This is a genomic window from Leeuwenhoekiella sp. A2 (assembly GCF_047946655.1).
In the GTDB taxonomy this organism is placed as follows: Bacteria; Bacteroidota; Bacteroidia; order Flavobacteriales; family Flavobacteriaceae; genus Leeuwenhoekiella.
Window position 1 is genome coordinate 3,459,101 of record NZ_CP172311.1, and the last position, 22,691, is coordinate 3,481,791.

Genomic DNA, 22,691 nt, shown 5'->3' on the forward strand with positions numbered 1-22,691 from the left:
GTTTCCCTCAATACTCTAAAATGAATAAGAAATAGTTAATCTTTCTTAATTTTCTGCTAACTAATCTTCAAATTTTAAGAAATGACTAAAACACTACTTCTGGGGCTTTTATGCCTGGGAATGTTAATTCCTATTCAAGCTCAGAAACTTACAAATGAAACCTTTAAGGGATTAAACCTTAGAAATATTGGTCCTGCTTTTACAGGTGGTAGAATCTCAGATATTGCAATTGACCCTAATGATGAAAATACGTGGTTCATTGCCGTAGCTTCCGGCGGTGTATGGCGTACAGAAAACTCAGGTACTACCTGGAAGCCTGTTTTTGATGAGCAGGTAAGTTACTCCATTGGGTGTTTGACCATAGATCCTAACAATTCACATACAATTTGGGTAGGAACAGGAGAAAATAACGGTGGCCGTCACATCGGTTTTGGTGATGGTATCTATAAGAGTACAGATGATGGGAAGACCTGGAAGAATATGGGTCTTAAAGATTCTGAACATTTGTCTAAAATCATAGTTCATCCTGAAGATCCCAATATCGTTTGGGTTGCTTCACAGGGTCCACTATGGAGCAGTGGCGGTGACCGCGGACTTTATAAATCTACAGATGGTGGCACAACATGGAATAAGACTTTGGGTGATGAAGAATGGACAGGCGTTACAGATTTAATTATCGATCAGGAGAATCCTGATGTTCTTTATGCTGCAACCTGGCAAAGACATCGTACAGTAGCGGCGTATATGGGCGGCGGACCAAAATCTGGTATTCATAAAAGTACAGATGGAGGGAAAACCTGGACGCAACTTAAAGACGGCTTGCCGCCATCAAAACTGGGTAAAATAGGTCTTGCAATATCACCCTTTGATTCTGAAATTGTATATGCGGCCATAGAAACAGATCGCACAGAAGGTGGTTTTTATATGTCTTCAAATGGGGGCGCTACATGGACGCGCCAGTCTGATGAGATTGGTCGCGGCACAGGGCCTTTATATTATCAGGAGATTTTTGCCTCACCACATCAGGAAGGCAGGATATATTTTACAAATAACAGTTCGTCAATTTCAGATGATCATGGTAAAACTTTTGTGCGCATGAATGAGCGCAACAAGCACGGTGACAGCCATGCGGTAGCATTTAAAGAATCAGATCCTGATTTTGTGCTTTTTGGTACAGACGGCGGATTATATGTCACTTATGATCTTACCGAGACCTGGCAGTTTTTTCCTAACCTTCCCATCCAGCAGTATTATAAGATTGCAGTAGATGATGCTGAACCTTTCTATAATATTTATGGCGGAACGCAGGATAATGGATCTAACGGCGGACCTTCGGGCACCACTTTTTCAGGCGGTATAACCAATGCAGATTGGTGGAAAACGCTGGGAGCAGACGGTTATGATGCTGCCACAGAACCCGGCAATCCTGATATTGTTTACGGTGAGTTTCAGGAAGGTTTTTTATGGCGCGTAGATCAAAGTACAGGCGAGACCGTTTATATTCAACCCCAACCAAGGGAGGGTGAGCCTTACGAGCGTTTTAATTGGGATGCACCCATACTTGTAAGTCCGCATAATCCCACCAGAATATATTTCGGGTCACAACGCGTGTGGCGTTCTGATAACAGAGGTGATGAGTGGACACCCATTTCAGATGCTTTAACCGAAGATCAGGTACGCCTTGACATGCCTATAATGGGTAAAAAACAGAGCTGGGATAATGCATGGGATTTAAAAGCCATGTCAGATTATAATACGATAACATCACTTGCAGAATCACCCAAACAAGAAGGTCTTATTTATGCCGGCACAGATGACGGCATTATTCAAGTAACTGAAAATGGAGGAGAAAGCTGGGCTAAAACTACTACGGCTTCCATAAAAGGAATACCTGCCAATGCATTTGTAAACGACATTAGAGCAGATCTTTTTGATGCCGGCACAGTTTACGCCGCCCTCGACAACCATAAAACAGGAGATTATACTCCCTATTTGATCAAGAGTACAGATAAAGGAAAATCCTGGACGTCAATACGTGGAGATCTTCCAGATCGTACAATAGTCTGGCGTCTGGTACAGGATCATGAAGATAAGAACCTGATATTTTTAGGAACGGAATTCGGAATATATTTCACTAATAACGGCGGCACAAGCTGGATCAAATTAGAAGGAGGTGTACCCACAATCCCATTTAGGGATATTACCATTCAGGAAAATGAAGATGATCTTGTTGGCGGTTCCTTTGGCAGGGGAATTTACATACTTGATGATATTTCGCCTTTGCGAAATTTTGATTCTTCTGTTTTAGATAAAGAAGCAACATTATTTACTGTGCATGATGCTATGCTTTTCTCGCAACGCAGTGATGTGGGAGGTCAGGGGGATATGCAATATGAAGGCGAAAATGACCCTTATGGAGCCGTTTTTACCTACTTTTTAGCCGATAATTTGAAAACGCTAAAAGGCGAAAGAAAAGCCGCTGAAAAGAAATCGGAAAATACTCCCTTCCCCGGATGGGAAGAAATCGAAGCCGAAGATCGCCAACCTGAACCTGAACTTTTATTAGTGGTAAAAGACAGCAATGACGAAGTAGTAAACACCGTAAAAGGAACCAATAAAAAAGGTTTTAACAGAGTATCATGGCCTTTTAATTATGCAGATCGTAGCGGTATTGACCTTGATAATACTGAAGGAAGACAAGGCGGTTACTTTAGATATAGTGTTATGGCCACTCCCGGCGATTATACAGTTACGCTTTTTAAACGGGTAGATGGGGTAACTTCACAATTGGGTGGGTCAAAATCATTTACGGTTTCTTCATTAAAACCGGGAGCCTTACAAGGCGCTTCTCCGGAAGAAATAATGGCTTTTAGAGCAGAAGTTCAGGATTTCCAACAGGATATTAAAGCTACAAATACGGTTTTGGAAATGAGTTTAAAGCGAATCAAAGCTATGGAAGTCGCGTTAGATCGTGCTGCAAAACCTAATCTCGCTCTAAGCAAGAAAATTTATGATACTCAAGATAAATTGCTTGATATTAAAAAGAGGTTGAATGGTGATGATGCTCGCGAAAGTGTGGGCGAGCATGGTGATCCTACACCCGGTATCGGGACACGTATTGGTATGATGGCTTTAAACACAACTTATGGCCCAACTGCTAATCATATTGCCACATTTAATACAGCAGAAGACCAATTAGCATCTATAAAATCAGATCTAAAACAAGTAACGCAAAATGAACTTACGGCTATTGCAACAGGTCTTAAGAATGCAGGTGCGCCCTGGATAGAAGGAGAGGGGTTGATAGAAGACTAATTTAGGATATAATAAAATCAGCACCTGTTCTTTAAAAGAGCAGGTGCTTTTTGTTTATAAAATATTCATTTTGATTAAATTTGAATATGACAGTTCTTGAGGAAAAATTAGACAATCGCAATATTAGACCCACGGCTATGCGATTGCTTGTGCTCAATTACTTCATGCAGCATGATAAAGCGATCCCTTTGCGTGAACTCGAAGATCAACTAGAGACCGCAGATAAGAGTACTTTGTACCGTACACTAAAAACTTTTGAAGGCAACGGGCTCGTACACAGCATAGATGATGGCAGCGGAATGACAAAATATGCCTTGTGTATGGAAGGTTGTACCTGCTCACCTAAAGATCAACATTATCACTTTCATTGCACTTCCTGTGGTGAGACGTATTGTCTTACGTCACGTAATCTTCCGGTCATAGATCTCCCCAAAAATTTTAAACTACAACAGGCAAATCTTGTTTTAAAAGGTATCTGTTCTCATTGTAATTGATCAGGAAATTCAATACAAATACATAAGCTGTTAGTAATTGAAGAGATTCACTTTGCAACCCGTTTGCATAACCTTTGATATACCTTTGTGGCGTATGAAAGCACTAGCTGTAAGTATATCACTCTTAATTTTTGCACTTTCCTTCTCGCCATGTGCAGACGCATTTTATATAGATAAAGAAGGTGAAACAGCCCATGTTGAAAAAAATCATGCACAGGATGTACAAGATGAATGCCCGGCAATTTGCAGTTGCTCGTGCTGTGGGGTTCAGCTGGTGCTACAACCTTCTGTTGTTGTATCTTCTTCGGTAATATCTATTATAAGTTCTGAAAAAAGCATGGAATATGTCTTAAAAGATACACTGGATTTTCCATATAAAATTTGGCAACCTCCTCAGAATATTAGCTAGCATTTTACAGGCTTAACAGCCAAAAAAGTAGTAGTTAATATTCAATTTACAATCATGAAAAAACAATTGAGCATTTTGCTCTTATGTATCATTGGGTTTACCGCATATGCCCAACAAGCAAATACCATTAATGTACAGGTTTACACGCAGAAAGACAGCATACCATTAGTAGGTGCTACGGTTTACCTTCCTCAACTAAATAAAGGAACAGTAACAAATGTAGACGGAAAAGCAATTTTAGAAAATATAAAAGAAGGCAGTTATCAGCTAAGCGTTTCGTACATCGGTTTTCAGGTCTATAATCAAACGGTTACCTTACCAGCAGATACTGAGTTCACGGTGTACCTTGAGGAGAATGACAATGCCTTGGAAGAAGTTGTGTTACAGTCCAGTCGCAGTACACGCACCATACAGAGAATCCCCACGCGTATCGAATTTATAGGCGGAGAAGAATTAGCCGAAAAATCAATGATGAATGCAACCAATATTTCTATGGTATTGCGAGAAAGTACAGGCATTCAAATGCAGCAAACCTCACTGAGCAGCGGCAACATGAACATACGTATTCAAGGTCTTGACGGCAGGTACACCCAGTTGTTAAAAGATGGTTTTCCCTTATATGGAGGCTTCTCCAGCGGCCTGAGTATCATGCAGATTCCGCCATTAGACTTAAAACAATTTGAAATTATCAAAGGGAGTTCGTCTACATTATATGGTGGCGGCGCTATTGCGGGGTTGGTCAATCTGGTTTCTAAAACTCCCAAAGAAGAACCGGAACTTGATCTTATGTTTACCCAGACCCACGCCCTGGGAAGTACGGCTAATGTGTTCTTTAGCCAGCGAAAAGGAAAATGGGGAACGACCTTGTATGCTTCCGGTCACTATCAAAAAGTTTACGATCCTGAAGGTGATGGTTTTAGTAATCTGCCCAAAACAAAATCTGTTTCCATAAATCCCAAACTTTTCTACTATCCAGATTCGGGAACTCAGGTCTGGCTGGGAATCAATGCAACCTACGACGATCGTATAGGTGGCGATATGGCCATCATTCAGGGAGAAGCGGGTGACGGGCATAACTATACAGAGGCCAATATTTCTAAGCGGATAAGTAGTCAGGCGGTCTTTGAAAAGCAATTTGATAGTGGTGATAACCTTACTTTTAAAAACAGTATATCGTATTTCAACCGGGATCTATCCGTGCCCGACCTGCAATTTCAAGGCAGCCAGATCAACACGTTTACTGAAGCCAGTTACAAAATGAGCACTGCTAATGCAGACTGGATTTTTGGTTCTAATCTCTATACCATTGATTTTGATGAAAATTCTCCCGGTTTGCAGCGCGATCAACAAGATATCACCGCTGGGGTTTTTGCCAATAATGTTTACGATATTTCCGAAAAATGGATTGCAGAGACCGGTTTTCGAGGTGATTATAGCAGGGATTGGGGCTTTTTTGCCCTGCCCAGAATCTCTTTGCTCTATAAGGGAGGAGGTGGTTTTTCCAGCAGAATAGGAGGAGGTTTAGGGTATAAAATTCCCGATATTTTTACTGAAGAAGCCGAATTTATAAATTTTGAGGGAGTACAGCCAATCGATAAAGATAAATTAGAAGCCGAACGTTCTTATGGTGCTAATCTGGATTTTAATTACAGCACGTTTTTAACTGACGAAATACGTGTTTCGGCAAATCAACTATTTTATTACACAGCTATTAAAAACGGATTACTACTCGCACAAAACAGTACAGACAGCTACGTCTTTGAAAATGCAACCGGAAACATAAGCAGTAAGGGCGCAGAGACAAATATTAAATTTTCGTATAAAGATTTCCGCTGGTTCTTAAATTATGCGTTCATAGACACTCATCTTGATTACCTGCCCGGCAATCCAGAGAAGCCTTTAACACCAAAGCATAACGCAGGTAGCGTGGTCATGTATGAAAGCGAAACCTGGCGTCTGGGTTTTGAAACCTACTACACCGGTAGCCAGATATTGTCTAATGGTACAGAAACGACTGATTATATAACTATGGGCTTTCTGGCTGTTCGTAATTTTAACTGGGGAAGCATCTATACAAATTTTGAAAATTTTACAGACAGGAGGCAGAGCAGGTTTTCACCCTTAGTTGCTCCTCCGCATGATAACCCCACTTTTCCTGAGATCTATGCACCAACAGACGGTATAATTGTAAGTGCAGGAATTATTTATAAACTTTTTGGTAACGAAGAATAAAATTGTTTTATTATGGCTCACGATCACCATCATCACCACGAACATCAATCCGGTAAAAATCTCAGGATTGCTTTCTTCCTCAATCTTGCATTTACCATTCTTGAGATTATAGGCGGATTTTACGTAAACAGTATTGCGATCCTATCAGATGCTATTCATGACCTGGGCGATAGCCTTTCGTTAGGTACTTCCTGGTACTTAGATAACAAGTCAAAAAAAGGAGCAGATAGTAAATTTTCCTTCGGTTACAGGCGTTTTTCACTATTAGGAGCACTAATTAACAGTGTAGTACTAATTGCAGGATCAATTTATGTAATTACTGAAGCCGTAGGCCGATTGATGGAGCCTCAACATTCTGATGCCAATGGTATGATAATTTTCGCCATAATAGGCGTTGCGGTAAATGGTTATGCTGCCTGGAAACTTAGCGGCGGGAAATCATTAAACGAACGCGTGGTTTCCTGGCATCTAATAGAAGATGTTTTGGGCTGGGTTGCAGTTTTGATCGTTGCAATCGTGATTAGGTTTTGGGATATTCATTATCTGGATCCTGCTTTATCATTGCTAATAACACTGTACATTTTATACAATGTATTCAAAAGATTGAAAGAAACGCTGTTTATTTTTCTTCAGGGGATTCCTGATGATTTAAATGCCAGTGAAATAGAAGCGAAAATTGTTGAGATTGAAAATGTCAATTCTATTCATCATACGCATATCTGGTCTTTGGAAGGTGAGCATCATGTTTTTACAGCTCATGTGAAACTTGAAAACATTCAACATTTTGACGAACTGATCGCAGTTAAAAATAAGATTAAGAGTGTTTTATAAAATTATCATTTTGAGCATTATACTGTAGAAACCGAACTAGATAACGAGACTTGCGCCTTAGATAAATAGTCCGGTTTTTGCAGTAATTTTTAATTTAAACAACTAGAAAACTATTACAGTTTTACCTATAGCTTTTCCACTTTCTTGTAGTTTGTGAGCTTCTTTAAAACTGTCCGGAGTTAGTCCGTTTATAGTTTTATTTAGTGTACTTTTTATAGTTCCGTTATCAAGAAGTTCAGCCAGCTCTTCCAAGATTTTATGCTGCGCGATCATGTCTTCAGTTTGAAACATAGAACGGGTGAACATCAATTCCCAGTGAAAAGAAACGCTTTTATTCTTGATCTTATTCATATTCAAAGGTTCTTTTGTTTCAACGATCGTACAGAATTTACCCTGTGGTTTTATAAGTTCTGCGGTGGCATCCCAATGCGCTTCAGTATCAACTACATTTAGAATATAATCAAATTCTTTATAGCCTTTTTCTTTTACCGAATTGATAAGATCCTTATGATTTACAACAGCATCTGCACCTTTATCAAGACACCATTCTTCGGTCTCCTTTCGCGAAGCTGTTGTCACAACTTCTAATTTGGTAAGCTTTTTAGCCAATTGTATCGCAACCGAGCCCACGCCGCCGGCACCACCTATTATAAGGATAGATTTTCCTTCACCGCCGTCTTTTTTTATGTCAAGTCGGTCAAAAATACATTCCCATGCCGTAAGCGCGGTCAATGGCATTGCAGCAGCTTCTGCGTCAGAAAGATTCTTTGGTTTGTGCCCCACAAGGCGTTCATCTATGAGTTGATATTCTGCATTGCAACCCGGGCGGGTTATATCGCCTGCATAATAAACTTCGTCACCTTCTTTAAAGAGTTCAACATCAGGACCAGTAGCTTCAACCACTCCAACGGCATCCCAACCTAAGATTTTTGGTTCTTCAAGAACTTTATCTTTCGCACTTCCCTGGCGGACTTTATAATCAACCGGGTTCACAGCCACTGCTTTTATTTTTATTAAAAGATCGCGTTTTTGTGGAGTTGGTTTTTCAGTTTCAAAAACGATAAAACTTTCTTCCTGATCTATGGGTAATGATTTTTTGATTCCTACAGCTTTCATATAAGTATTGTATTAATTATACAGCAAAGCTAAAATCTAATGCACTTTTTACCTCCTAAAAGCAATCGAATATTACAAAAGGCATTATCGATTTTTATTATCAGCTTATTCTTTAATTTTGATATCTTTAATAAAATTAACTTAGTATGCATAAAATCAGCTGTTTTCTTCTCGTTTTTCTAATTGTTTGCAATCTAAATGCGCAAGGTGAATCTATTGCTGAGCAATTAGGTTATCCTAAAGACAGTAAATTGCTCATAGTTCATGCTGATGATCTGGGCGTTAGTCATTCTGAAAACGTAGCGTCTTTTGATGCATTAGAGTATGGTTCTGTCACTTCGGCCAGTATTATGGTGCCTACACCCTGGTTTACAGAAGTTGTGAAATATGCTAAAACTAACAATTCCAATCTTGATTTTGGCCTACACCTCACTATTACCAGCGAGTGGGAAAATTATAAATGGGGACCGATTTCTTCTAAAGACTCGGTTACTGGACTGCTCAACAAGAACGGATATTTTTACAGTGCTGTAGATAGTGTCGTGCAAAATGCTTCCGCGAAAGAGGTAGAGATTGAAATTAATAACCAAATCAAAACAGCCTACAAAGCCGGGATAGACGTCACGCATCTGGATGCGCATATGGGCGGAGTCATGAATACGCCTGCATATCTGGAAGCTTATATCAAGGCCGGAAGAGCTAACAACGTTCCTGTTTTGCTCACAAAGCAAATTCCGTTTTTAAACGAGGTGCTTGATAAAATGCAACCTTCTAAAAAAGATGTGGTTGTAGAAAATTTATATAGCGCAGGCCCAACTGATTTTGACAACGGAATGGCCGATTTTTATACTGATTTGATGGGTAAAATAGCTCCCGGACTCTCATGCCTAATCATTCACGTGGCTCAGGATAATGATGAGATGCAAGCCGTAACGGTAGATCATCCTTATTGGGGATCGGCTTGGCGGCAGGCAGATTATGATTTTTTCACCAGCGAAAAATGCAAAACCCTTCTTGAAGAAAATAACATTAAACTCATCACCTGGAAAGAAGTTCGCGATAAGATCGTAAGAGCAGAGTAGAATTTCAGCGCAAGATGCGATGCTGTTCCGATAGCTATCGGAACAAGTTCAGCAGGACGAATAACCTTGAATTATTATTTTTCGGTTGCGCTTTCGCGAAAGCTGTTTATTTAAAAACTTCATTTAGCTGCTTAAAGTTAGACCAATCTTTTTCAATCTTTTTTGAAGCGTCACCCTGAATTCATTTCAGGGTCATATCACTGTATAGAAAAATCAGGATGCGATGCTGAAACAAGTTCAGCATGACGAGTATCTCATCAATATCCGCTTTCGCGAAAGCTACTCATTCAAAAACCTGCCTTTTTAGGCTAAAAATCTCCCGAAAAACACTTAAAATCGGTTGAATATTTTCTGATTATTTCTAAAGTTTTTTAGCATTTTTTTCAAGTATTAAGACCTAACTTTGATTGACATTTCAAATAATACTGCATTCATGCTGCATAAGAATCTACTGCTTACTTTCTGCTTTTTACTTACTGCTTTCTCATACTCTCAGGATCTTTATATTCCCAGAGATATTAAACAGGCTTACCAAAACAACACCCGTTCTAAAGATGGGAAACCCGGCGCCAATTATTGGCAAAACCACGGCGTTTATGATATAAATGTAAACGTTTCTCCGCCAGACAGAAAAGTCACAGGAAGCGAGACAATCACATACAAAAATAACAGTCCCGATACTTTAAACGTATTGAGTTACAAACTCATTTTAAACGGTCACAAACCCGGCGCTGCAAGACAGGGAACTGCTAATAACGATTTTCTCACTTCTGGAGTTTCTATAGATAAATACATGGAAAACGGAGTGGAGCGTGAATGGATAGACGATCACGATGAGACAAACCGCACGATTAGACTTGCAAAACCATTGATGCCCGGTGCAAGTATTGATCTTGCAATTGACTGGCATTACGATGTTTCTATAGAAAGCGGGAGGGAAGGAGCGATTGATTCTACCACGTATTTCTTGGCTTATTTTTATCCACGTGTGGCTGTTTATGACGATTATGAAGGTTGGGATCGCATGACTTTTACCGGTTCGCAGGAGTTTTACAATGATTTTAATGACTATACGGTAGCGGTTACAGTTCCTAAAAATTATATTGTCTGGGCAACCGGGGATCTGCAAAATACAGATGAAGTACTGCAAAAACCATATGCAGATCTGCTGAAAAAATCAATGGAAAGCGATTCCATTTTCAACATTGCTACTCCTGAAGATCTTGAGAAAAAACAGATTACCGCTCAGGGCGAAACAAATACCTGGCGATGGAAAGCTTCTAACATAACCGATTTCGCTTTAGCGCTTAGCGATCATTACAACTGGGATGCAGGAAGCGTTGTTGTAGATTCTACCACAAACCGAAGAGCAAGCGTGCAAGCCGCTTATGGGGATCAATCTGAAGATTTTCATCACATGGTAGAATTTGGCAAACACGCTTTAAACTGGTTTTCAAACAATACGCCCGGAGTTCCTTATCCCTTTTCAAAATCTACCATTGTGCGTGGTTTTGCAGATATGGAATATCCCATGATGGTCAATGACAATTCTACGCCTAATCTGGATTTCTCTCGTTTTGTTGCAGAACATGAGATTGCGCATACTTATTTTCCGTTTTACATGGGAATTAATGAAACGCGCTTTGGTTTTATGGATGAGGGCTGGGCGACAGCGCTTGAGCACTTGATAAGCATTTCAGATCTGGGTGAAGAAACAGCCATAAGAAACTTTCAACGCTTTCGCGTCAATCGCTGGATCAACGATAAATCTATGGAAGAAGATCTCCCAATAATCACTCCATCTAATATTTTAAGTGGCGCTGGTTTGGGCAATAATGAATATGGGAAAGCCGCTCTTGGTTACCTGGCGGTGAAAGATTTATTAGGAGATGATCTCTTTGAAAAGGCTTTACAAGGCTATATGGATCGGTGGAACGGGAAGCACCCTACACCATGGGATTTCTTTTACTCGTTTAATGACATTACCGGTGAAAATCTGAACTGGTTTTGGGACAGTTGGTATTTCAGTCATAATTATATAGATATGGCAATCTCAAATATTGATGCGAAAAAAGGAACTGTAGAAATTAAAAACCTTGGCGGAATGCCGGCACCTTTTGATATCACTTTCACAACAGCTTCCGGAGAGATAAAAACCGTTCATGAAATCCCAAAAATCTGGCAAAATAACCTAAAAATCGCAACGCTTAAAGCGAAAGAATTTAAAGGCGCAACGTCTTTTTCTATAAATGGAGGAATATTTATGGATGCAGATACTTCAAATAATACCTGGACGGCAGAAAAAGCGTCAAAATAAACTGATTTTTTGATGAGTAAGAACGACCCGTACGCGGCACTTCGGTTTAGAGAATTCAATATATTTTTAGGTGTTCGCTTTGCAATGGTTTTTGCATGGAGCATGCAGTTTGTGGTTATTGAGTGGGAAGTGTATAGCATTACAAAAGATCCACTTTCTCTGGGAATAATAGGTTTAATGGAAGTAATTCCGGCGGTTTCTCTGGCGCTTTTCGCAGGTCATATTGTAGATCAAAAAGAAAAACGCGGATTGCTCATGAAATGCATTCTGGGATTTTCCGTGATTAGTTTTGGCCTATTCTTACTTACGTGGCCCAGAGTTGTAGGCGATATTTCTACACATGTTGTTCTTTATTCTATTTATTTCCTGGTATTTTTAGGAGGGATTGTACGTGCATTTTTAGGTCCCACGATCTTCTCGCTTTTTTCACTTATTGTTCCTAAAAAAGTATATCCTAATGCGGCGACGTGGAGCAGTTCAGTATGGCAAATGGGTTCTGTGGTAGGTCCTGCTATTGGCGGTATTTTAATTCACTGGATAGGTGTACACTGGTCTATGTGCCTCATTTTCGCCTGTTCCCTAATTGCATTGATAACATTGCTGCAGATACCTAAAAAACCGATCTTAAACCCGAAAATCGGTGAAAATGTATTCAAAAGTCTCCGTGAAGGCATAAAATATGTTTTTGGAACCAGAGTAATTCTGGGTGCCATTACACTCGATATGATCGCTGTGCTCTTTGGTGGTGCAGTCGCGCTGCTTCCTATATATGCGCAGGATATTTTAGAAGTTGGCCCTCAGGGTTTTGGCGTTTTACGTGCTGCTCCGGCAGTAGGAGCTATAATTACTATGTTTACTTCAGCTTATTTTCCCTTAAATAAAAATGCCGGAATGAAATTACTGGCTGCCGTTTTTGGATTTGGGATTTGTATGATTGTTTTCGGACTTTCATCAGTCTTTTGGATTTCGGTAATGGCATTATTCTTTAGCGGAATGACAGACGGAATCTCTATGATCATTAGACAAACCATTCTTCAGCTTAAAACTCCAGACCATATGCGGGGTAGGGTAGCATCGGTCAATTCTATGTTCGTGGGCAGTTCTAACGAATTGGGGGCTTTTGAGAGCGGACTTACAGCGAAATTAATGGGAACGGTAACAGCTGTGGTATTTGGCGGTTGCATGACTTTAATTACGGTTCTTATTACAGGTGTAGTTTCGCCTAAATTCAGAAAGCTCGATCTAAGAAAGGATATGGAAGAGAACGAGAAATTGGAATAAATCACGTCGACTTAAAACCAAGTTTAACTATCTGGGATACATACCACCATCAACATTAAATGTCTGATTAGTAATGTAGCCGTTGCGTAAAATGCTTAGAGCCATATCTGCGACTTCATCTACCGTACCAAATCGCTTCACAGGCATGATGTCTGGATTTGGGTTAAATTGGTCGAGCATATCGGTTTTTATTAGAGCAGGGGCAATAGCGTTAACTGTGATACCTTCTGCTGCCAGATTAGTTGCGTAATGATGCATAAGGCCTAATTGACCTGCTTTTGAGGCTGCATAATGTATCCCAACTTTTCCGCCGGTTTGTGCGGCTACGGAAGAAATCATTAGAATGCGACCCCATTTATTCTTTCGCATAACTGGTAGAACCGCTTGAGTAACCAAGAATGTAGAACGTAAATTTGTCTTTATAGTGTGATCAAAATCTTCAAGTGTAGCATCTTCTATTTTTTGAGGAATGGCAATACCTGCATTATTGACTAGTATTTCTACATTTCCCCATTTATCATTTATTTCCCTTAGCATCCTGGTTACCTCTTCCGGCTCTGAGACATTCGCCTGAACTGCAATAGCGTTACCGGCATTATGGTTTATTTCGCCTACGAGTGCATCGGTTTCCTTTTGAGATCTATAATAGTTAATAGCTACTTTGGCTCCGGCTTTTGCCAGATATAAAGCAATAGATTTTCCTATCCCACGGCTTCCGCCTGTAACGAGTGCAATTTTGTTTTTAAAAGCTTCCATAAAATTAAATTGTACTATTCAGACCTGAAATTACGAACAGATATAAAAAGGAGGAAGCAAAAAAGCTAGTTTAGCAGGATATTAAGATTAAAAACCGGCGGGAGTAGGAACGGTTATTGTAGTATTGCCACCCATATCTACAGATACATCGCTTTGCGATTTAGAAATCAACCCGTTTCTGAAAATTATAAGATTTAAGTACAGATCTACATTTATGTCGGTTCCACCACTTTTGCTAAACGTAGCATTGTTTATAAAAGCTCTTATATACCATGTATTTGTACCAGCATAGGCATAAACTTGAAATCCTTCTACATAATTATTACCGGCAGCACTTGAGGCGAGCACGTTGGTGTTATTAGTTCCGTTTTCTAAGAAATAAAATCCCTGTACGGTTACCAAATAATCTGTAGTAGAGATTTGCGTATTGTAATCCTGTATTCCATTGGGAGATGTATTACTGAATATAAACTGAGCATAATTTATGGGACCGTATTTACTTTGATCAATATTGTATTGGATAATTTCTGAATTGGTCTTTTGTATAAGTAGTTTAGATCCTCTAATATTAGTATAATCTCCTGGCGCCTCTAAGAATAACTTGTCATTAAGTTTTACATTTCCATTAACATCAAGGAGAACATCTTGATCTGGGGTAATCGTATTTATACCTACTTGTGCAAAACATGTAAGAGATGAAGCTAAAGCGAAAAAGCAAAGAAATAAAATTATACGAATCATACTTATTAATTTGCAAGATCTGGTATAGATGAAGCCGTGCCTGTATTCTTACCATTAAGATCTGTTGTGATTGTATCTAGTTTTTTAAAGAAAGATTTATCATATATAATAAACGTAACCTTGTAGCTCACACTACCACTTAATTCTGTATCTAAAAATCTGTTGCGTATCTCAAGGTGCCAGGTATTTATTGAAGGGTCTATGGTTGAAGGGGCTTCATAGGTGCGCATAACAAATGTTCCGATTGAGTTAGAATTTGTTCCTGTTTGTTTACTTACAGGGTCGCCTATGTATTGGAAATTTGAAAGACCTACAATATAATCTGATGAACTGTATTGCAAATCTACATCGGTTAAATTATCACTCTGCAAATTGGTAAATGAATAGTTTATAACGTTTATTGGGGCAACTGTAAGATTGTCAACATCTAGAACAGTGATTTCTCCTTCAAGCACAGCAGTAGGAGTGGTTAATCGTGTAAGCAATTTAAAATCCTGATCTGTATTTGTTACTACCGGTAATGTACCAACCTCAAAAGTACCTTGTACAAGCATAGAACCATTTACGTCTAAACTGGCTTGGGGGTTTTGTGTTCCTATTCCCACTTGCGCGAAAGTGTAACACGAATAGATAAAGGAGATAAGTAGTAGAATTTTCCTCATAATCAGCGCTAATTAATTACAGGATTTGTAGCGGTTCCGGTTGTTCCACCAGCCATAGGTATCACGATACTGCCAAATTGCTTTGAAAGATCCTGAGAGTAAATTAAGGTGGTGATGGTCCAGGTACCAATTTCATTGCCGTTTAAGTTGTTAGCTGACGGGAAATCGGCAATAATGTGCCATGTGCCACCACTAATGTATGCCGAAGTATAAGGAATAGAAGATTCTGACCCAATATCTAATTCACGGTCATAGTACGCCGAAATTGTATTTAAAACGAAATTATTGGCATTAACTCCCGTATCAAAATTAAGTATCCAGTCTTCATTGGGATTTCTAATAATATATTCCTGAATGTAACCTAAAGCGGCGCCTGTAGGGTGACTAACATCAAGCGCTTTTATTTTATCTGTATCATCCTGAATAAGGAAAGTAGAGCTATCGTCGTCTGTGATTTTATTAATCGTGCCAATAGCAATATCTGCTACTATCTTCATATCACCGGCAACTTCAAGCTTAGTACGCGGCGTCTCAGTACCAATACCCACCTGCGCCACTAGAGTATGTGTCATACATAGCAGGCATGCGTTTAAAAACAGATGTCTTATCGCTTTGATAATCATTTATTACAACTTGGGATTACAAAAATATATAAAATTTTCTAAGAAAATAACCATTCAACTACTTAAAATGTTATTTCGTCGATATTTAGGGTGTGTGATTGTAATAAAAAGCGCTTTCTAACCCGCGTTGAGAGAATAATTACCAATTTAGAATTTCTAAGATATTATTAAGACGCGATTAAATCTTATAGTCTTAACTTTTCACTTCTTTAAAAAAATGAAATAGAGTAATATGAAAATAGCATTTATAGGATTGGGAATTATGGGTAGCCGTATGGCAGAAAACCTCATTAAAGGTGGCCATGAGATTACAGTGCATAACCGAACAAAAGAAAAGGCAGAACAACTTTTAAGTGCAGGAGCACTCTGGGCAGAAACTCCCGCAGGAGCTGTAAATGGTGCAGATGTTCTAATTACAATGCTAGAAAAGCCAGACGTTGTAGAAAAAGTAGCATTAGGTGACAATGGATTTTTAGATGCTATGCGGGAAGGCGCGATCTGGATAGATTCCAGCACTGTAAATCCTTCTTTTTCCATGAAAATGGCAGAGAAAGCAAAAGAGAAGAATATTCATTTTCTGGATGCGCCGGTCTCTGGTTCTAAAGTGCCTGCAGCTAAAGCAGAGCTTATATTTTTAGTAGGAGGTGAGCCCGATATACTTGAAGAAGTGCAGCCGTTACTTGATCTTATGGGTAAAAAAACATTACATATAGGTCCCGCGGGAAAAGGTGCTGCTATGAAAATTATGATCAATCAGATGCTTGGGCAGAGTGTGTTGGCGTTTTCAGAAAGTTTGTCGCTGGGTCTGGCGATGGGTATTGATAAAAAGATTGCCATTGATGTGCTATTGAGCAGCCCCGTTTCTGCACCTATCTTAACTGCTTTTAGATCTCGAATAGAAGATGGTAATTATGAACCTAATTTCCCAATTCAGCATTTACAAAAAGATCTTCAGCTTTTTACAGATACCGCTTATGAACACAGTAAACCTGCGCCTTTAACAAATACCGCTAAAGAGGTTTACGCTTTGGCGAAAAATAAAAACAAAGAGGAAGTAGATTTTACAGCTGTTTTTGATTTCTTAAATAGCTAGATAGATTCAGCCGATTTTCACAGAGAATTACCCGCTTTTTAGGCTTAAAAAGCGGGTTTTTTATTATTAAAATCGACCATAATAGCATCATTATTTTAAAGATTTCTGCTAAAAAAGGATAGCTTACCTTTGGCAAAAATTTTTTGATGGATTCTTTTGAAAATTTCAACATCTCTAAGCAGTTAAAATATGCGATAGAAGATCTTGGTTTTAAACAACCTACACCTATACAAAGTGACGCTTTCTCTGTAATCATGTCTGGGCGTGATGTTGTGGGTATTGCGCAAACCGGTACAGGTAAGACTTTTGCTTATATGTTGCCCATTCTACAGGACTTGAAATTTTCAAAACAGGAGAATCCCAGAGTTTTAATTGTGGTGCCTACACGTGAACTGGTTTTACAGGTGGTAGAGCAAATTGAGCTTTTCGCGAAATATAACTCGGTCAGGGTATTAGGAGTTTATGGCGGTACAAATATAAATGTACAAAAGCAGGCTGTAGCTCAGGGACAGGATATAATTGTTGCCACTCCCGGCCGATTATATGATCTGGCAGTAAGCAGAACACTTCAGTTAAAATCAATTAAAAAATTGGTTATTGATGAAGTTGATGTAATGCTCGATCTAGGTTTTAGGTTTCAGTTGGTAAATATTTTTGATCTGCTTCCGCAGCGCAGACAAAATATCATGTTTTCGGCAACGATGACAGATGAAGTAGATGCGTTGATGGATGAATTTTTCACAGCCCCAGAGCGTATTGCTGTAGCTGTGAGCGGTACTCCACTCGATAATATTGAGCAAAGCAGTTATGCAGTAGAAAACTTTTACACTAAAGCAAACCTGCTAATTCACTTGCTTAAAGATAAAACCGAATACACAAAGGTTTTGGTTTTCGTTTCAAACAAAAAAAGCGCAGACCGTCTTTATAAAGTTTTAGAAGAAGAATATAATACGCAGGTAGGCGTGATTCATTCTAATAAAACCCAGAATTTCAGGATCAACGCCATCAATGAGTTTAACGCGGGAAATAATCGTGTACTTGTGACCACAGATGTTATGGCTCGTGGTCTGGATCTTGACAAGATCACCCACGTTATCAATTTTGACACGCCTAATTTCCCTGAAAATTACATGCACCGCATAGGTAGAACGGGTAGGGCGCAGGAGCAGGGAAAATCTCTTTTGTTTTACACCGAAAAAGAAACAGAGGCTAAAGAAGCTATTGAAGCTTTGATGGATTATAAGATACCGCAGCACGATTTTCCAACGGAAGTTGAAATATCTAAAAAACTAACACCAGAAGAAGAGCCAGAGGTTGTAGAGATAAACAATCCTACAAAAATGGTTGATGCTCCCGGAGCTAGTTTTCACGAAAAAAAGGAAAAGAACCAAAAAACAAATCAGGGTGGTTCTTACCGCAGAGAGATCGCAAAAAAATACAAAAAACCTAAAACACGCGGTGACAAAAATTATAACAGGCGTAATAAGAAGTAACCATATTTTTGATAAAGCGTTGTTTTGTAGCGAAAAACCACCTGTTTTACCCGATTTTAGATACATTTTCGGTGGTTTATACATCAAAATAAAAGCTGTTTAAAACTACTAACGGCTCTATGTAAAAGACAGCCTAAATAAACGTATCTTTGCACGCTCACACGCGTAATATGGCATCATTTTCAGAGTTAGGAATAAAAAAGGAATATATAAAGGCTTTAAAAGAACTTAATATAAATACTCCTACTCAAATTCAGGAACGAGCCATACCACAATTACTTCATAAAAGAACAGATTTTATAGGCTTAGCTCAAACAGGTACAGGTAAAACAGCGGCTTACGGTTTACCGGTATTGCATGATATTGATCCATCTTTTCCTGTTATACAGGCTCTGGTATTGTCGCCTACACGTGAACTTGTACAACAAATACAAAAACAACTTTTTCGCTTTACTAAATATGCCGAAGAGAAAATCTTTGCAGAGGGCGTTTATGGTGGTGAGAAAATAGACAAGCAAATACACAACCTTAGCCGTACAACTCATATTATTGTGGCTACTCCCGGTAGATTAATAGATTTAATCAATCGTAAAAAAGTAGATCTTTCACATATTAGAACGCTTGTTCTGGACGAGGCAGATGAAATGTTGAGTATGGGTTTTAAACAAGACCTGACTAAAATACTTTCATTTACCGGTGGTAAGAGAAATACCTGGCTTTTTTCGGCTACCATGCCAGATGAGATCAAGCAGATCGTAAAACAGTATATGTCACCTAATGCGCCACGCGTAGAGGTGAATAAGAACTCATTAGTAAATGCAAATATTACGCATCACTTCATAAAAACTTCCATAAAAAGTAAGTTTGATGTTTTAGTACGACTATTAGAAGGGAAAGAAGCTGAGCGGGGTATAATTTTTTGCAGAACTAAAGCAGGCACACAAAGTCTTACTGAAGCACTTAAAGAAGAAGGATTTTCTGTAGGTGCGTTAGAAGGTGATATGCAGCAAAAAGAGCGTGACAAAGTAATGCGCGCTTTTAAGAATAAATCTTTACAAATACTTATTTCTACAGATGTTTCCGCGCGTGGTATTGATGTAAGCAATCTTGCTTTTGTCATTCACCATCAACTCCCCGAACAAATGGAATATTATACGCATAGAAGCGGAAGAACTGCAAGAGCAGGTAAAACCGGTGAATCTATAGCGTTGATCTTACCTAGTGAATTACAGCACGTTTATGAAATTCAAAAAGAATTAGGAATTCATTTTAAAGAAGCAATAATTTAATTATATTAATAGAATAATACACACATATAAAACTAAAACTTTAAAAATTTATGGCTAGATCGCAAGAAACCTATGGTAAAAAAGAAAAAGAAAAGAAGAGATTAAAGAAGAGAGAAGACAAGCAGAAGAAGAAAGTAGAACGTAAAGCAAACGCTAAAGGTGGAGCTTTTGAAGATATGATCGCATATGTTGATGAGTATGGTAACTTAACTGATACTCCGCCAGATCCAGCAAATCGCATTGAGATTGATCCAGACGATATCATTTTAGGAATTCCTAAAAAAGAGGATATTGAAGAAGAAGAACTTCCTGCAAAAGAAGGTAAAGTTTCTTTCTTTGACACTTCAAAAGGATTCGGTTTTATTCTTGACAGCAGAACTCAGGAAAAACATTTTGTACACGTGAGTGGTCTTATTGATGAGATTCAGGAGAACGACAAAGTTACTTTTGAGCTTGAAAGAGGAATGAAGGGCATGAATGCCGTACGTGTAAAGAAGATCTAAAAACCTCCTGTACACCTAAAAAATCGGTTTAAGCACTTAAAAATCAGCGCGGTTTTTATACCGTTATCCAGTTATAAGACAGTAAAATGTCATTTTTAAAATATTAAATCCGTGGGGATTAGTGCTTTCCCCAGTTTGGATTTAAATTTCTCAAGATTCTCTGTTCTCTAAAATACTTAGAGCCAGTCTTATTTTGTAATAATCAATCTTCTCATTAAAATGCTCATAATAAGGGCGCAAAGCAGTTGGGTTATCTAAATCCTTTTTAGCTCGCGCTATGGCATCTACTTCTACCTGAGAAACATATTTATAGAGATCAATATCTTTACCCTCACTGTATAATTTAGCCAGATGAGAATAGATAGTTGTGTCTTTTACATTCCGCTTTCGCGAAATTTCAGCCACGCTCATTCCTTCTTTTACCAGTTCATATGTGACCTTGTACGTGTTGTTTTTTTTGCTGGCCTTCTCACGTTTCTCTTTCATAAAAGTGGCAACCACTTCTATAAATTGATCACCATAAACTTCAAGTTTACGTTTACCCACACCACTAATATCAAGAAAATCATCTTCGCTTAAAGGTCGTACACGCTCAATTTCTTTTAAAGTCGCGTCACTAAAAACAAGATAAGCCGGAATATTTTCTTCTTTCGCAATAGCGGAACGCAATTCACGCAGTTTTTCAAACAGCGCATTGGTTTTAGGCTTTTTAGTTTTGGTTTCAGCCTGGGCAACTACTGCGGCCAGATCAACAGGATGAGTTAGTCTCACTTTTTTACCTTTAAACAGAACTTCTTTAGCATGCTGCGTAAGATGTAATTCGTTGTTTTTGTGAAAAGCGATCTCGCAATAACCCTGATTTATAAGTTGGATGACGTATTGCTGCCAGTCTTTCCAGGCTATATCATGACCTATCCCGTAAGTGCTTATTTTATCAAGCCCTTTTTCAAGAATATTAGAATTTTTAGCTCCGCGAAGTATGTCGATAACAGTCCCAATAGCTTCATTTTGTTGTAAGCGCGCTAGTGTAGAAAGTACTTTTTGTGCTATAATAGTGCCGTCAAAAAATTGCGGCGGATTCTTACACACATCACAATTACCGCAATCTTCTGCCAGAAATTCGCCAAAGTAACTCAGCAATATTTTTCTACGGCAGGTAATGGCCTCTGCAAATTGCTTCATGCGATCCAGCTTTGCGATCTGCACTTCTTCATTTGCTGCGCCCTGTGTAAATCTCCTCAGTTGTAAAACATCAGCATAACTGTGAAAAAGCAAAGCATGTGATTTTAAACCGTCACGACCTGCTCGACCTATTTCCTGATAGTAACCTTCCAGGTTTTTTGGCATATTGTAATGAACGACCCAGCGCACATTAGATTTGTCGATTCCCATCCCAAAAGCCACAGTAGCACAAACCACTTGTGTTTTATCATAAATAAAATCTTCCTGAACCTTGGTACGCTCGTCAAAACTTAAGCCCGCATGATATGAGGTAGCCGGGATACCATTTTCTGCTAATTGTTCTGCAAGCTGCTCAGTAGATTTTCTGCTCAGGCAATAAATTATTCCGGAAGTATCTGGCCGTTTATTGATAAACTTAATGATCTGGTCTGCTTTTTTATCTGCAGGACGCACTTCCAGCGTTATATTTTTACGATCAAAAGAAGATAAAAACTGCTCTGCATGCGGTATATTAAGTTGGTCTGCAATATCCTGTCTTGTAGCTTTATCTGCCGTTGCAGTAAGTGCAATCATAGGAGTGTTGGGCAGAGATTTCTTTAAAAATCCCAATTGCTGGTATGAAGGTCTAAAATCATGCCCCCATGATGAGATACAGTGCGCTTCATCAATAGCAATGCAACTTATATATGTTTCATTGAGAATAACTCCTAGTCCGCTAAGACTCTCAGGCGCAACGTAAAGTAAATTGAGTGTGCCTTCTGCCACCTGAGATAAAATTTCCTGTTGCTCATCTGCAGACTGACTGCTGTTATAATATGCAGCAGGAATTCCATTTGCATTCAAACCATCTACCTGATCCTTCATCAAAGCGATAAGTGGAGAAATAACTAAAGTAATCCCGGGAAATAGAATTGCAGGAACCTGAAAACAGATAGATTTACCACCACCTGTGGGCATTATAACTATAGAATCTTGCTTATTCAGCACATTTTCAATGATCTGTTGTTGCTGAGCGCGAAAATGATCGTAGCCAAAATACTGCTTTAATGTAGGTATTAGTTTATCTTGATAGGGACTCGATTGCATGCAGGAATATTTATGGCAAAAGAACTAATTCTCTATTAAAATCTTTCGCTGAAAAGCATAAAATAGTGAGTCCTTTTATATTTACTGTAATTTGAAGGAACAAACCAAAGTTCAAAATCACCTTTAAGAAACATTTAAAAGTAAATTAGAATGTAATTTATAATTTCGGTTTTTTCATACTTTGAA

Annotated in this window: 17 protein-coding genes and 1 pseudogene; 12 read left to right on the forward strand and 6 right to left on the reverse strand. The window is 38.8% G+C overall.

Annotation, left to right across the window (positions count from 1 at the left end; all coding sequences use genetic code 11):
* Positions 1-81 precede the first annotated feature (81 nt).
* The 5 genes and pseudogenes from ACH3PA_RS15235 to ACH3PA_RS15255 form a co-directional block, all read left to right on the forward strand.
* On the forward strand, positions 82-3,315 hold the full coding sequence (locus ACH3PA_RS15235) for a WD40/YVTN/BNR-like repeat-containing protein (RefSeq protein WP_416441863.1): 3,234 nt from the start codon (positions 82-84) through the stop codon (positions 3,313-3,315).
* A gap of 86 nt (positions 3,316-3,401) precedes the next feature.
* Positions 3,402-3,809, forward strand: coding sequence for a Fur family transcriptional regulator (locus tag ACH3PA_RS15240; protein ID WP_416441865.1), 408 nt, complete (start codon positions 3,402-3,404; stop codon positions 3,807-3,809).
* A 94-nt stretch (positions 3,810-3,903) separates the two neighbouring features.
* On the forward strand, positions 3,904-4,218 hold the full coding sequence (locus ACH3PA_RS15245; RefSeq protein WP_416441867.1) for a DUF6660 family protein: 315 nt from the start codon (positions 3,904-3,906) through the stop codon (positions 4,216-4,218).
* Between the two features lie 54 nt (positions 4,219-4,272).
* Positions 4,273-6,450: a TonB-dependent receptor gene (locus tag ACH3PA_RS15250; protein WP_416441869.1), complete on the forward strand. Its 2,178-nt coding sequence runs from the start codon at positions 4,273-4,275 to the stop codon at positions 6,448-6,450.
* 12 nt (positions 6,451-6,462) lie between these two features.
* A pseudogene (locus ACH3PA_RS15255) lies at positions 6,463-7,278 on the forward strand (cation diffusion facilitator family transporter); the annotation flags it as partial.
* A 105-nt stretch (positions 7,279-7,383) separates the two neighbouring features.
* Here the strand turns inward: ACH3PA_RS15255 and ACH3PA_RS15260 are convergent.
* Complete coding sequence (locus ACH3PA_RS15260) at positions 7,384-8,397, reverse strand: zinc-binding alcohol dehydrogenase family protein (protein ID WP_416441873.1); 1,014 nt, start codon at positions 8,395-8,397, stop codon at positions 7,384-7,386.
* A gap of 146 nt (positions 8,398-8,543) precedes the next feature.
* Here ACH3PA_RS15260 and ACH3PA_RS15265 point away from each other — a divergent pair, with 146 nt between their 5' ends.
* The 3 genes from ACH3PA_RS15265 (at position 8,544) to ACH3PA_RS15275 (ending at position 13,077) form a co-directional block, all read left to right on the forward strand.
* Entirely contained in the window at positions 8,544-9,479 is a 936-nt protein-coding gene (locus ACH3PA_RS15265; RefSeq protein ID WP_416441875.1) for a polysaccharide deacetylase family protein, read from the forward strand.
* Positions 9,480-9,912: 433 nt separating this feature from the next.
* Entirely contained in the window at positions 9,913-11,796 is a 1,884-nt protein-coding gene (locus ACH3PA_RS15270) for a M1 family metallopeptidase (protein ID WP_416448269.1), read from the forward strand.
* Positions 11,797-11,808: 12 nt separating this feature from the next.
* Positions 11,809-13,077: an MFS transporter gene (locus ACH3PA_RS15275; protein ID WP_416441879.1), complete on the forward strand. Its 1,269-nt coding sequence runs from the start codon at positions 11,809-11,811 to the stop codon at positions 13,075-13,077.
* A gap of 27 nt (positions 13,078-13,104) precedes the next feature.
* On the opposite strand, the gene ACH3PA_RS15280 is transcribed toward ACH3PA_RS15275, so the two are convergent.
* The 4 genes from ACH3PA_RS15280 to ACH3PA_RS15295 form a co-directional block, all read right to left on the reverse strand.
* On the reverse strand, positions 13,105-13,833 hold the full coding sequence (locus ACH3PA_RS15280; RefSeq protein WP_416441881.1) for an SDR family NAD(P)-dependent oxidoreductase: 729 nt from the start codon (positions 13,831-13,833) through the stop codon (positions 13,105-13,107).
* A gap of 87 nt (positions 13,834-13,920) precedes the next feature.
* Positions 13,921-14,574 carry a hypothetical protein gene (locus tag ACH3PA_RS15285; protein WP_416441883.1) on the reverse strand — a complete coding sequence of 218 codons (654 nt, stop codon included), beginning with the start codon at positions 14,572-14,574 and terminating at the stop codon, positions 13,921-13,923.
* Positions 14,575-14,579: 5 nt separating this feature from the next.
* Entirely contained in the window at positions 14,580-15,236 is a 657-nt protein-coding gene (locus tag ACH3PA_RS15290; protein ID WP_416441885.1) for a hypothetical protein, read from the reverse strand.
* Between the two features lie 8 nt (positions 15,237-15,244).
* A complete protein-coding gene (locus ACH3PA_RS15295; protein WP_416441887.1) occupies positions 15,245-15,808 on the reverse strand; it encodes a hypothetical protein in 564 nt (187 codons plus the stop codon).
* 283 nt (positions 15,809-16,091) lie between these two features.
* Between ACH3PA_RS15295 and ACH3PA_RS15300 the strand changes: the two genes are divergently transcribed.
* From ACH3PA_RS15300 to ACH3PA_RS15315, 4 genes are all read left to right on the forward strand, one after another.
* Positions 16,092-16,952: an NAD(P)-dependent oxidoreductase gene (locus tag ACH3PA_RS15300; protein WP_416441889.1), complete on the forward strand. Its 861-nt coding sequence runs from the start codon at positions 16,092-16,094 to the stop codon at positions 16,950-16,952.
* Between the two features lie 146 nt (positions 16,953-17,098).
* Positions 17,099-18,445, forward strand: coding sequence for a DEAD/DEAH box helicase (locus ACH3PA_RS15305; RefSeq protein WP_416441891.1), 1,347 nt, complete (start codon positions 17,099-17,101; stop codon positions 18,443-18,445).
* Between the two features lie 170 nt (positions 18,446-18,615).
* The gene (locus ACH3PA_RS15310) at positions 18,616-19,734 is read left to right on the forward strand and encodes a DEAD/DEAH box helicase (protein WP_416441893.1); all 1,119 of its coding nucleotides are present in this window, start codon (positions 18,616-18,618) and stop codon (positions 19,732-19,734) included.
* 50 nt (positions 19,735-19,784) lie between these two features.
* Positions 19,785-20,237 (forward strand): cold-shock protein, encoded by a 453-nt coding sequence (locus tag ACH3PA_RS15315; RefSeq protein WP_416441895.1) that lies wholly within the window; start codon positions 19,785-19,787, stop codon positions 20,235-20,237.
* 150 nt (positions 20,238-20,387) lie between these two features.
* Here the strand turns inward: ACH3PA_RS15315 and recQ are convergent, their stop codons facing one another.
* Positions 20,388-22,505, reverse strand: a complete 2,118-nt coding sequence (gene recQ, locus ACH3PA_RS15320) for a DNA helicase RecQ (protein WP_416441897.1) — start codon at positions 22,503-22,505, stop codon at positions 20,388-20,390.
* Positions 22,506-22,691: the final 186 nt, after the last annotated feature.

What these genes read in the sequence shown, in the direction of transcription:
- ACH3PA_RS15275 (WP_416441879.1), top strand. Translation starts at nt 11,809, where the DNA reads ATGAGTAAGAACGACCCGTACGCGGCACTTCGGTTTAGAGAATTCAAT.
- ACH3PA_RS15245 (WP_416441867.1), top strand. Translation starts at nt 3,904, where the DNA reads ATGAAAGCACTAGCTGTAAGTATATCACTCTTAATTTTTGCACTTTCC.
- ACH3PA_RS15240 (WP_416441865.1), top strand. Translation starts at nt 3,402, where the DNA reads ATGACAGTTCTTGAGGAAAAATTAGACAATCGCAATATTAGACCCACG.
- ACH3PA_RS15260 (WP_416441873.1), bottom strand. Translation starts at nt 8,397, where the DNA reads ATGAAAGCTGTAGGAATCAAAAAATCATTACCCATAGATCAGGAAGAA.
- ACH3PA_RS15250 (WP_416441869.1), top strand. Translation starts at nt 4,273, where the DNA reads ATGAAAAAACAATTGAGCATTTTGCTCTTATGTATCATTGGGTTTACC.
- ACH3PA_RS15310 (WP_416441893.1), top strand. Translation starts at nt 18,616, where the DNA reads ATGGCATCATTTTCAGAGTTAGGAATAAAAAAGGAATATATAAAGGCT.
- ACH3PA_RS15265 (WP_416441875.1), top strand. Translation starts at nt 8,544, where the DNA reads ATGCATAAAATCAGCTGTTTTCTTCTCGTTTTTCTAATTGTTTGCAAT.
- ACH3PA_RS15290 (WP_416441885.1), bottom strand. Translation starts at nt 15,236, where the DNA reads ATGAGGAAAATTCTACTACTTATCTCCTTTATCTATTCGTGTTACACT.
- ACH3PA_RS15270 (WP_416448269.1), top strand. Translation starts at nt 9,913, where the DNA reads ATGCTGCATAAGAATCTACTGCTTACTTTCTGCTTTTTACTTACTGCT.
- ACH3PA_RS15315 (WP_416441895.1), top strand. Translation starts at nt 19,785, where the DNA reads ATGGCTAGATCGCAAGAAACCTATGGTAAAAAAGAAAAAGAAAAGAAG.
- recQ (WP_416441897.1), bottom strand. Translation starts at nt 22,505, where the DNA reads ATGCAATCGAGTCCCTATCAAGATAAACTAATACCTACATTAAAGCAG.
- ACH3PA_RS15295 (WP_416441887.1), bottom strand. Translation starts at nt 15,808, where the DNA reads ATGACACATACTCTAGTGGCGCAGGTGGGTATTGGTACTGAGACGCCG.
- ACH3PA_RS15280 (WP_416441881.1), bottom strand. Translation starts at nt 13,833, where the DNA reads ATGGAAGCTTTTAAAAACAAAATTGCACTCGTTACAGGCGGAAGCCGT.
- ACH3PA_RS15235 (WP_416441863.1), top strand. Translation starts at nt 82, where the DNA reads ATGACTAAAACACTACTTCTGGGGCTTTTATGCCTGGGAATGTTAATT.
- ACH3PA_RS15285 (WP_416441883.1), bottom strand. Translation starts at nt 14,574, where the DNA reads ATGATTCGTATAATTTTATTTCTTTGCTTTTTCGCTTTAGCTTCATCT.
- ACH3PA_RS15300 (WP_416441889.1), top strand. Translation starts at nt 16,092, where the DNA reads ATGAAAATAGCATTTATAGGATTGGGAATTATGGGTAGCCGTATGGCA.
- ACH3PA_RS15305 (WP_416441891.1), top strand. Translation starts at nt 17,099, where the DNA reads ATGGATTCTTTTGAAAATTTCAACATCTCTAAGCAGTTAAAATATGCG.